10 protein-coding genes are annotated in these 10614 nt (G+C 71.8%); 3 read left to right on the plus strand and 7 right to left on the minus strand.

Going from position 1 to position 10614, the window contains the following annotated elements:
* The 7 genes from FRW57_RS10925 to FRW57_RS10955 all read right to left on the minus strand — a co-directional run.
* Window positions 1–964: patatin-like phospholipase family protein (locus tag FRW57_RS10925; RefSeq protein WP_203230298.1), on the minus strand; the 964-nt coding region annotated here is incomplete at its 3' end.
* A 150-nt stretch (window positions 965–1114) separates the two neighbouring features.
* Window positions 1115–2005, minus strand: coding sequence for an HhH-GPD family protein (locus FRW57_RS10930; RefSeq protein ID WP_137121380.1), 891 nt, complete (start codon window positions 2003–2005; stop codon window positions 1115–1117).
* Window positions 2006–2021: 16 nt separating this feature from the next.
* Window positions 2022–3098, minus strand: a complete 1077-nt coding sequence (gene disA / locus FRW57_RS10935) for a DNA integrity scanning diadenylate cyclase DisA (RefSeq protein WP_137121381.1) — start codon at window positions 3096–3098, stop codon at window positions 2022–2024.
* A gap of 175 nt (window positions 3099–3273) precedes the next feature.
* The gene (locus FRW57_RS10940) at window positions 3274–5232 is read right to left on the minus strand and encodes a S53 family peptidase (RefSeq protein ID WP_152185999.1); all 1959 of its coding nucleotides are present in this window, start codon (window positions 5230–5232) and stop codon (window positions 3274–3276) included.
* Window positions 5233–5415: 183 nt separating this feature from the next.
* Window positions 5416–6783 (minus strand): DNA repair protein RadA, encoded by a 1368-nt coding sequence (gene radA / locus FRW57_RS10945; RefSeq protein ID WP_137121383.1) that lies wholly within the window; start codon window positions 6781–6783, stop codon window positions 5416–5418.
* 74 nt (window positions 6784–6857) lie between these two features.
* Window positions 6858–7571, minus strand: coding sequence for a class I SAM-dependent methyltransferase (locus tag FRW57_RS10950; protein ID WP_238384652.1), 714 nt, complete (start codon window positions 7569–7571; stop codon window positions 6858–6860).
* Window positions 7568–8443 (minus strand): DUF3109 family protein, encoded by an 876-nt coding sequence (locus FRW57_RS10955; RefSeq protein WP_238384653.1) that lies wholly within the window; start codon window positions 8441–8443, stop codon window positions 7568–7570. The genes FRW57_RS10950 and FRW57_RS10955 overlap by 4 nt, the downstream gene beginning before the upstream one ends.
* Window positions 8444–8706: 263 nt before the next feature.
* Here FRW57_RS10955 and FRW57_RS10960 point away from each other — a divergent pair, with 263 nt between their 5' ends.
* From FRW57_RS10960 to FRW57_RS10970, 3 genes are all read left to right on the plus strand, one after another.
* Window positions 8707–9492, plus strand: coding sequence for a sugar phosphate isomerase/epimerase family protein (locus FRW57_RS10960; RefSeq protein WP_137121384.1), 786 nt, complete (start codon window positions 8707–8709; stop codon window positions 9490–9492).
* Window positions 9489–10085 carry a TetR/AcrR family transcriptional regulator gene (locus FRW57_RS10965; RefSeq protein WP_137121385.1) on the plus strand — a complete coding sequence of 199 codons (597 nt, stop codon included), beginning with the start codon at window positions 9489–9491 and terminating at the stop codon, window positions 10083–10085. Before FRW57_RS10960 ends, FRW57_RS10965 begins: the two co-directional genes overlap by 4 nt.
* A gap of 101 nt (window positions 10086–10186) precedes the next feature.
* Window positions 10187–10614 (plus strand): ATP-binding cassette domain-containing protein (locus FRW57_RS10970; protein ID WP_152186000.1); only part of this gene is annotated, 428 nt, incomplete at its 3' end.

Here is a 10614-nt window from a genome sequence, read left to right on the forward strand (position 1 = left end):
GCTGTCCGTTGCCCCGACCGCTCGCGCCGTTCGCCGACGCCATCGCGGCGTCGCCGGCCCCCGCACCGCAGGCCGGCTCCGGTGCAGCGCCGTTCTGCCCGGTGACGATCGCTCGGCATCCGGCACCGGAGGAGAAGCCGAGGGTGCGGGCGACCGTGCCGACCGCGGTGTCCTGGCGACCCACGCCGTAAAGGCCCTGCACGGCATACGGCGTGCCGATGACCAGCAGCGCCGACAGGACCGCCGACAGGGCGAGGACGCCGGCGACCCGCCCCCGCGGCGGTGGGGCGTCGGTGCCGCCGGGGGATTCCTTGGCGGTGCCACCACGGGTCAGGCGGGAAACCAGGACCGTTGCGACAGCGAGGGCCACCGGAGCCCACACCCAGGCCCCCAGACTGACCACCGGGTGCTCCGCGCCGGTGCCGTGCAGGACCCCTGTCGCACGCAACAGCCAGCCGACCACGTGGGCCACGGCGTAGAGCAGGGCGCTGACGAGCAGGACGTTGACGAGCACGCCACGCAGCAGATGGCCGAGACCGCCGAGCGCGACCCGCCAGTCCTCCATCAGGTAGCGCGTGTGGTCGCGCAGGTGCGACTCCTCGGGAGAGCCCAGGGCGTAGGCCTTGGGCGTGGCCGGTCTCGACCCCTCCCGTTGCCCAGCCCCGCTCTGCTCTCCGTCCGCGCGCTGTTGCACGGCGTCGTCGACCTGCTCGGCGAGGGCATGTTCGGCAAGGGCGTGTGCCGCTGCGATGTAGGAGCCCCCGGAGACCGCGGTGATCGTGCGGACCCGTCGGTAGACGTCGTCGTGCTCCTGCAGGGTCTGCAGCGCGCCCAGGTTGAACGCGGCGGACCGGATGCCGCCACCCGAACAGCACACCGCGATGCGGGCGCCGCTCGGCAGCGCGTCGAACACGGTGCGAGGCGGGGCTGGCGCCTGCGGTCGGGTCGGGACGGGGATCCGCACGGCCGGAGTGTGCTTCCGGGCGCGCCGGGGTGCGAGGAGAGAGGGGCTCGCCATGGTGGGACCTGCTTCCGGGGACCGGCGGCCGGAGGCCGTCGCGATCGCTGATGCCGGTGAGGAGGCGGCTCGGCGGTCGCTGATACCTGCGGCCGGCTAGGTCGGCAACCGGAAGCGGCCACCGGCCAGAGGCTCCACCAGCCCGTCGGCGACCAGCCCGTCCAGGCACCGAGCCCGCTGCCGCCCGTCATCGGGCCAGGCGGCGGCGAGCGCCTTCGCGCCCACCGGTCGGTCCGACTCGCGCAGCACCGCCAGCAGTGCCCCTCGCACCTGACGATCCGTGCCGTGCCACTTCTGCGTGCGTCGCGCGGGGCCGTCGTATGCCGGGTGGCCGGCCAGGCGCCAGGCGCACAGCTGCGCGACGGGGCAGTCGCCGCAGCGCGGCGCGCGTGCCGAGCAGACCAGGGCGCCGAGCTCCATCACCGCGACGTTCCACCGGGCCGCCTGCCCGTCGTCGTCCGGCAGGAGGGAGGTGGCCAGGTCGGTCTCGGCGCGGCTGAGGGAGGGCGCGGGGCAGGCCGCACCCTGGACGACCCGGACCAGGACCCGGCGGACATTGGTGTCGACGACGGTCGCGCGCTGCCCGTGGGCGAAGCTGGCGACCGCGGCGGCCGTGTAGGTGCCGACGCCCGGCAGGGCCCGCAGGTCGGCCTCGTCCAGGGGCACCTCGCCCTGGTGCCGTCCCACGATCGCGGCAGCGGCCTGGTGCAGGCGGAGCGCCCGGCGTGGGTAGCCCAGGCGACCCCACGCGCGCACTGCCTCCCCGGCTGGTGCGGCCGCCAACGCTGCGGGGCTCGGCCAGCGCGCCATCCACTCCCGCCAGACCGGTTCGACCCGGGCGACCGGGGTCTGCTGCAACATCACCTCGGACACCAGGACCGCCCAGGGTGAGGCGTCGTCGCGGCGCCAGGGCAGGTCTCGCGCGGACACGGCATACCAGCGCAGGAGGGCGTCGTGCAGTGCTGCGGCAGAGGCGGATCGGGCCACGGAGCGGTGCGGCCGATCAGACGTAGCGCTCGAGGATGCTCGACTCGGCGAGCCGGGACAGCCCCTCGCGCACGGCGCGGGCCCGGCCCTCGCCGACCCCCTCGACGGCCATCAGGTCCTCGATGTTGGCAGCCAGCAGCTTCTGCAGGTTGTCGAAGTGCTCGACCAGCCGGTCGACGATCGCCCCGGGCAGGCGGGGGACCTTGGACAGCAGTCGGTAGCCCCGGGGACTCACCGAGGAGTCGAGGGAGTCGCCGACGATCGCGAAGCCGAGGGCCTTGGCGCCGGCAGCGAGGTCGAGCAGCTCGGTGGACGACAGCTCCTGCATGTTGTGCAGGACCTGGTCGACGGAGTTCAGCTGGCGCGCGGCGCCCAGGTAGTCGCGGATGACCAGCTCGCGGTCGTTGCCGAGCCCACCGATCAACTCCTCGAGCTGCAGGCTGAGCAGCCGTCCGTCGCTGCCGAGCTCGAGCACGTAGTCGGCGATCTCATCGCTGATCCGGCGGACCATCTCGAGTCGCTGCAGGACGCTGGAGACGTCGCGGACGGTCACCAGGTCCTCGATCTCCAGAGCGGACAGGGTGCCGGTCACCTCGTCGAGCCTGGCCTTGTAGCGCTCGAGGGTCTGCAGGGCCTGGTTGGCGCGGGAGAGGATCGCGCTGGACCCCTCGAGCACGTGTCGGCGGTTGCCGACATACAGCGCGACGATCTGCATGGACTGGCTCACGGACACGACCGGCAGGCCGGTCTGCTTGGCGACCCGCTCGGCGGTGCGGTGCCGGGTGCCCGACTCGGTGGTCTCGATGGTCGGGTCTGGCAACAGCTGGGTTGCGGCCCGCAGGATCCGGGTCCCCTCGCGGTCGAGCACGATGGCACCGTCCATCTTCGCGAGCTCCCGCAGCCTGGTGCTGGAGAACTCGATGTCGAGCGGGAAGCCTCCGGTGGACATCGACTCGACCACCTTGTCGTGGCCGAGCACGATGAGGGCGCCGGTCCGGCCGCGCAGGATGCGTTCGAGGCCGTCGCGCAGCGCGGTGCCGGGCGCCACAGCGGCCAGCGTCGCGCGCAACAGCTGGTCGTCGCTCAGTTCCACGGTGAGACCCCTCGAGTTCGGTGTGCCAGGGGACGAATGCCCTGACCGGAGTCTAACCGCGCACCCTTTCGGTGTCGGTCACCACGCGGGCACCTCGGCTCCGCTGCGAAGCCAACAGACAGCGGGACGGGCCCGGCGGCACGAAGCGCCGGGCCCGTCCGGTGGAGCGGGTTGGTCAGTCTCCGGCCACGGCGTCCAGCCACGCCTCGCCGTCGGGCACGCCGATGCCGGTGACGTCGTCGTAGCCGGGGCGGACGTGGATCGTCAGCGACTCGTCCCGGTCGAACCAGCGGGCGGAGTAGACGTAGCCGTCGCTGGCGTCGACGCCGTTGACGAAGTCGGAGCGGACGTCACCGGGGTAGGCGTCGCGTTCCGCCTTGGTGATGTCGATGCTCTGGGCTCCCGCCGTCGCGTACAGCGTGGGGTTGGCGAGGCCGAAGTTGTGCCCGGCCTTCTGGACCGCGAGGGCGAACATGCCGGCGTAGAGCGGTGAGGCCAGCGAGGTGCCGCCGATGCGGTACTCCGAGTAGGCGTCGTGACCGTCGGGGAAGCGCTGCGTCTCACCGACGAGCATGCCCGTGTTCGGGTCGCCCAGCGCTGCGACGTCCGGGACCGCCCGCATCGCCGGACCACCGTAGGTGTTCGCGATCGACGCCGGGACGACTCCCGCCTGGTAGGACGGCTGGGCGAACAGGCGGGACGTTCCGCCGCCGCTGCCGTACAGGTAGGCCGGGTCGCTCCACGTCGGCGGGGTGGTGCTGTTGAGCGTGCTCTTGGTGGTCTCCCAGCCGAGCTCGAAGACCCGGCTGTTGGTCTTCGACACGCCTGCCGAGGTGCCGCCGACGGCGGTCACCCACGGGCTCGAAGCGGGCCAGTCGGGCGTCGGGGTCGCGCCGGCCACACCGAAGGTCTCGTCTCCGGAGTCACCCGAGGAGAAGAACAGCGAGATGCCCTCGGCCGCGGCCTGGATCTGGGTGTCGACCTGCGGCTTGATGTAACCGGGCGGCAGCGACTCGCCGGCGTATCCGTAGGAGTTGCTCACGATGTCGGCCAGGTGCTTGCTGACCACCTTGTTCATGATCGCGTCCATGTCGCGGTAGTTGTTGGGCGCCCCGATGTAGGCGATGTTGGCGCCGGGGGCCATGGTGTGCACCGCCTCCACGTCCAGCGTCTCCTCACCGGCCCAGCCCTCTGGATCGTGGGCCGGGTTCTCCGGGTGCTGAGAGGTGCCGGGGGCGGCGTACTGGCGGAACTGCCCCTTCGTGAAGGTCGGTATGCCGTGCCTGCTGAAGTAGGTGTTGGCGTCCGACTCGATGGTCGGCGAGGCGTAGGCGTCGATGATGCCCACCGTGACACCGCTGCCGTCGTTGCCTGCCGCGATGGCGTCGGTCATGCCGTAGAGGCCCTGCAGCTGCGCGCCCGAGTACCCGCAGGGGGCGAAGGCGCTGGGGCTGTTTGGCAGCTCGGTGCCGTCGGGCGTGGCGGTGTTGTCGACCGTCTTCTGGCCCCAGTAGGTGGAGCAGGGTCCGGCGTTGCGGAACACCGGCGGTGGAGGCGTCGGCTTGTTGGGGCGGACGAGGGTCTGGGACTCGTCGAGCCCCACCACAGCCTGGACCTGGGTCAGCTTCGAGGGGACCTGCAGCGGCGAGGTGTTCGAGCGCACCGTGCGGCCCTGCGTCGAGTACTGGGCGAACGACGTGGCGAAGGTCTTGCTGGCCTGGGCCAGGGTGCCGGTGGCCTGGACATACTTGCGGTTGCTCGGCACGCCCGTGACGCGGAAGCCCTGGCTCTGCAGCCAGGAGGAGACGGTGTTGACGTCTGACTGGCTCGGGGAGAAGCGCGCGCGGTACTGCGCGGTCGTGAGGAACTTGCCGTAGAGGGCGTTGCCCGGCGTGGAGACGGCCCGGGCGTAGGCGGCCGCGGCCGCTCCGCCGCGGTTGTTCAGGTAGACGCGGAAGGTGACCGACTGGGACGCGGACACCGAGCCGACCCGGTGCGTCGAAGTGGCCCACGAGGGGACGCTGCCGGGCAGCGAGTGGGACGACGAGGGCGCCGAGACGGCGACGCCGGCGGTGGCGGCAACCAACGCGGCTGCGCCGGCGACGGCACACACAGTGCGGGGAAGACGGGACACGGGACCTCCAGGGTAGGAACAAGAACTGACAGCCTGACCCCCGGGTTTCCAGGCTCAGTCAGTTGATACCCGTGCGAGTCCGGACTGCCAGTGACAAATGTCATGGATATGTCACCGGTGCGCGAAGAGCCGACCGACCTGACCACCAGCCCGCAGGCCGCGCCCGCCAAGGGTGCGTGCGGGCTAACCGGTCAGCAGCGAGACCGCCTGCCGGATGTCGGAGACCTCCCGCACGTCCATGCCCTCCGGGGTGGGGCCGGTGCCGAGCGACCCCCGGGGCACGACCGCCCGGCGAAAGCCGATGCGCGCCGCCTCGGACAGCCTCCGGGGTATGCCGGTGACCGCACGGATCTCGCCTGCCAAGCCGACCTCGCCCATCGCGATCGTGCCCTGGGGCAGTGGCGTGTCGGTGATCGATCCGACCATCGCCAGGGCGACGGCCAAGTCTGCGGCCGGTTCGGCCAGGCGGACGCCGCCGACCGTCGAGACGTAGCAGTCGGACTGCCGCACGCGCTGATTCGCCCGACGGTCGAGGACCGCGAGGATCATGGCGATCCTCGTGCCGTCCAGCCCGCTCGTGGTGCGGCGAGGCGAGGGGGCGTTGGTCTCGACGAGCAGCGCCTGGACCTCCGTGACCAGGGGGCGGCGGCCCTCGAGGGTGACCGTGACGCAGGTGCCGGGTACGACGAGGTCGCGGCTGGTGAGGAAGAGCCCGCTCGGATCGGGCAGCCCCACGATGCCCACGTCGGACAGGTCGAAGCAGCCGACCTCGTCGGTCGGGCCGTAGCGGTTCTTGACCGCGCGCACGAGCCGCAGCCGGGAGTGCCGGTCGCCCTCGAACTGCACGACCACGTCCACCAGGTGCTCGAGCACCCGCGGCCCTGCGATGGACCCGTCCTTGGTGACGTGCCCGACCAGCAGCACCGCGATGCCGCGAGCCTTGGCCACCTGGATGAGCGAGGCCGCGACCTCGCGCACCTGGCCCACGTTGCCGGCCGCGCCCTCCACGTCGCCGCTGGAGATGGTCTGGACGGAGTCGACGATCACGAGGTCGGGCCGGGTCGACTCGATCTGGCCGAGGACGGTGGCCAGATCGGTCTCGGCGGCCAGGAAGAGGGTGCGGGCCATCGCCTCGATGCGCTCGGCACGGACCCGCACCTGGGCCGCCGACTCCTCGCCGCTCACGTAGAGCACGGTCTGCCCACCGCGTCCGGCCCGGGCCGCGACATCGAGCAGCAGGGTCGACTTGCCGATGCCGGGCTCCCCGGCCACCAGCACGACCGCGCCGGGCACGAGCCCGCCACCGAGCACCCGGTCGAACTCGCCCACACCGGTGGAGCGCGCCTCGGCCCGCCGCGCGTCGACGTCGCCGATGGGGATGGCCGGACGCTCGACCCTGGTCGCCGCCGTGGTGCGGACGGTGACGGCGCCGATCTCGCTGACCGTGCCCCAGGCCTGGCACTCGCCGCACCGACCGACCCACTTGATCGCGGTCCACCCGCACTCCGAACAGCGGTAGGCGTTCGTCTTCGCCGTCGACTTGGATGCCATGGAGCCCAACCTAGGGCCCCGCCCCGACACTGCTGGCGTGGCCACTGGGTCGAACCGGGCCGGGCAGCGATGCGTCAGAAGGTGCGGTGCCAGAGGTTGACGGCGTAGTCGACGCCGGCGCCGTCGTGGTGGGCGAGGATCCAGTCGGCCACAGCGGGGCTGAACTCGATCCGGACGACCGCCTCGAAGTCCTCCCGCGAGCCGAACGCCCAGCGCATGTCGACTCGCTCGCGCGACCAGCCATGCCGCGCCCAGAAGCGTTCCACCGCAACGGGGTCGTAGGCCGGCCACGCCCGCAGGAACCACGACCCGAAGGTCGACCGGGTCGCGTCGTTGTCGATGACGTATGCCGTGCCGCCCGGAGCCAGCACCCGCTCCACCTCGGCGAGCCCCGGCTCGCATCCCGGACCGAAGAAGTAGGCCCACCGGGCATGGACGATGTCGACGCTCGCGTCCGGCAGAGGGACGTCCTGGGCCGCGCCCGCCCGCACCTCCACCGATGGGAGGTCGCGGACGCGCTCCCGGGCTCGCGCGACGAGCGGTGGGTGCGGCTCGACCCCGACGACGGTCGCCGCGTCAGCAGCGAAGAGCGGCAGGTGGAACCCGGATCCACAGCCGAGGTCGAGCACCCGCCGACCCGACCAGCCGTGGACCGATCGCATCGCGGCGAGGATCGCGCCGTCGGGGTCGACGCCGCGGTTCTCGATCTCGTAGACATCCGGCGAGTTCCAGATGTTCGGGCTCGGGACGGCCGCCTCCTTGGGTGCAGCCTGCGCCGGCTCGGTCACCGCTTCGGGCGCCGGCCCGACTTCGAGCCGGACTTGCGCGCGGATTCCGGTGTGGCAGCTTCGCTTTCGCCGCTCTGCCGCTCGCGGGCCTCCTGCTCAGCCAGCAGTGTGGCGGGGTGCACGAGCAGTGGCAGCAGCTTGCGGGTGCCGTTGCTGCGAGCTGCCTTGACCTGCGCGAGGTGCGTCTCGCAGTGGAGGACCAGCTCGTCATACGCCGCCTGGCCCATCAACTCGACGAGCTCGGCCTCGTTGCCGCGGAAGACCGGCTCCTTGCCGACGTGCGCCTCGCTGTTGCTCGAGCAGTACCAGTCGAGGTCATGGCCGCCGGGCCCCCAGCCTCGGCGGCTGTACTCCTCGATGGTGATCTCCAGGTAGGACGTGTCGTCCGGACGCTCGACGGTGCGGTAGGTGCGCCGGATCGGCAGCTGCCAGCAGACATCCGGCTTGGTGGTGTGTGGCGGCTTGCCGTGCAGCAGGGCGTGCTGGTGCAGGGCGCAGCCGGCTCCCGCCGGGAATCCCGGCCGGTTGAGGAAGATGCACGCGCCGTCGACGACGCGCGTCTTGAGATCGCCGTCCTCCTTCTCCTTCCACTTCCCGCCCTGGCCCTGCGAGTGGTACTGCCACTCGTCCTCGCCGAGCTCAGCGACCACCTTCTTGACCCGGCGCACATCGTCCTTGTCGGAGAAGTGGGCGCCCAGGGTGCAGCAGCCGTCGTCCGGGCGGTCGGCGTAGATGCCCGCGCAGCCGCTGCCGAAGATGCAGGTCCACGACGAGGTCAGCCAGGTGATGTCACATCGGAAGCGTTGGTCGGGGTCGGCCGGGTCCGGGAACTCGACCCAGTTGCGGGCACCGTCGGAGGCGATCTCAGGCACCGTCCAACCCTAGACGGCAACCGCTCGGGGGCCCCAGCCGGTGCGGCGTCGCGCGGAGGGCAACGCCGACAGGACGTTCAGGGGACGACAGAGCCAGGAGCGCCCGGACCGCCGCATCCGACTCGCTGCTCACGTGGGTAGCGTGGCCCCATGCGACTCGGTGCGATCGACGTGGGCTCCCGCCGCGCTTCGTTGCACCTGCTCGCGACCCCCGCTCACCGATCGCCCGGCCGCTGGAGCGGGTGGCTCGAGGGGATCGCGGCATGACCATCGCGGTCACGTTGTCGACCTCCTCGGTCTACCCGGAGAACTGCGCGGCGGCCTTCGGGCTCGCCGAGCGCCTCGGCTATGACGGCATCGAGGTGATGGTGTGGACCGACGTGGTCTCGCAGGAGGCGGGGGCGTTGAAGGCGCTGTCCGAGCTCCACGGCATACCAGTGCTTTCCGTCCACGCGCCGACGCTCCTGCTGACCCAGCGCGTCTGGGGCCCGGAGCCGTGGACCAAGGTCGACAGGTCGATCCAGTTGGCCCAGTCCCTGGACGCACAGACCGTGGTGCTGCACCCCCCCTTCCGTTGGCAGAAGGAGTATGCCGTCGAGTTCGTCGAGGGGGTCGCGCGCCGCGAGGAGGAGAGTGGGATCCACCTCGCGGTCGAGAACATGTTTCCGTGGCGCGCGGGTGGCCGGGAGATGCAGGCCTACCTGCCGCACTGGGACCCGGTCGGGTTGGACTACGCCCACGTCACGCTCGACCTGTCACACACGGCCACCTCCGACTCCGACGCGATGGCGATGGCTCACGAGCTCGGGTCGCGGCTCAGCCACCTCCACCTGGCCGACGGGTCCGGGTCCAACAAGGACGAGCACCTCGTGCCCGGTCGCGGGCGCCAACCGTGCGGGCAGTTGTTGGAATCACTCGCCGACCAGGGGTTCTCGGGCTGCGTGGTGGTCGAAGTGGGCACCCGAAAGCGGTCGCGAGAGGTCCGCGAGCTCGATCTCGCGCAGGCGCTCGCGTTTGCTCGGCTCCACCTCGGAGAGGCCACTCCGTGACGCCTCGCGGCCGGCGCCCGGCGGGCGAGGACACCAGGGGCGCGATCCTCACCTCGGCCCTGGCGGAGTTCTCGGCGAAGGGCTACGACGGGGTGTCGATGCGGGCAATCGCGCGGGCCGCCGGAGTCGACCCGGCGCTGGTCCACCACTACTTCGACGGCAAGAGAGCGCTCTTCGTGGAGAGCATGGACCTGCCGGGCAACCCGGGTGAGATCCTCGTCGGCCTGGTCGACGGTCCGGTGGAGACGGCGGGGGAGCGGGTGGTGCGGGGGTTCCTCGCCGCCTGGGAGCCGCCTGAACGCCGTAGCCGACTGGTCGCGCTGCTGCGGTCGGCCCTCGTCGACGAGCAGGCGTCGGCGATGCTGCGGGAGTTCCTCATCCGTGAGGTGTTCGGCCGCGTCGCCGCCACCGCCGGGGTGCCGGACGTGCCCCTGCGCGCCAGCCTGGCTGCCAGCCAGATGATCGGGGTCGCAGTGATGCGCTACGTGTTCGTCCTCGGACCGCTGGCGGAGGCCGACGCCGAGGACCTGGTCGTCCAGCTGGCCCCGACCCTCCAGCGCTACCTCGCCGACCCCACCCTCCCCGTGCCCTGACCGATCCTGGTGGCATCCGCCGCGTCGACCCCTGGGACGCCACGACGATAGGCACAAAGCTCTTGCCGCGGGACTCTGAGGAGCGTACATTTCATCGAGTGATGAATGAGTCTCGGCCGGCCGTCGTCGTCGAGGACCTGACCGTCGTGCGCGGCGCCCGCACCGTGCTCCCGGGGATCTCGCTCGTGGTCCCGCCGGGCCAGGTCGTCGGCCTGCTCGGTCCGAGCGGCGGCGGAAAGACCACCCTGTTGCGAGCCATCGTCGGCGTCCAGGTGGTGCGCAGTGGCACCGTCACGGTGCTCGGTGCCCCAGCCGGGTCCGCGATTCTGCGGTCGCGGGTCGGCTACGTGACCCAGGCGCCGAGTGTCTACACCGACCTCACCGTCCGGGAGAACCTCGACTACTTCGCCGCCCTCGTGGGCGCCGCGCCGGGTGCGGCGGCCGAGGCGCTGGCGGCCGTCGACCTGGGTAGTCACGTCGACGCGCTCGCGGGCCAGCTGTCGGGTGGGCAGCGGTCGCGGGTCTCGTT

This window comes from Segeticoccus rhizosphaerae (assembly GCF_009192725.1).
Taxonomy (GTDB): Bacteria; Actinomycetota; Actinomycetes; order Actinomycetales; family Dermatophilaceae; genus Segeticoccus; species Segeticoccus rhizosphaerae.

Coding starts and splice junctions, on each gene's coding strand:
- FRW57_RS10960 (WP_137121384.1), top strand. CDS start 8,707: ATGACCATCGCGGTCACGTTGTCGACCTCCTCGGTCTACCCGGAGAAC.
- radA (WP_137121383.1), bottom strand. CDS start 6,783: ATGGCATCCAAGTCGACGGCGAAGACGAACGCCTACCGCTGTTCGGAG.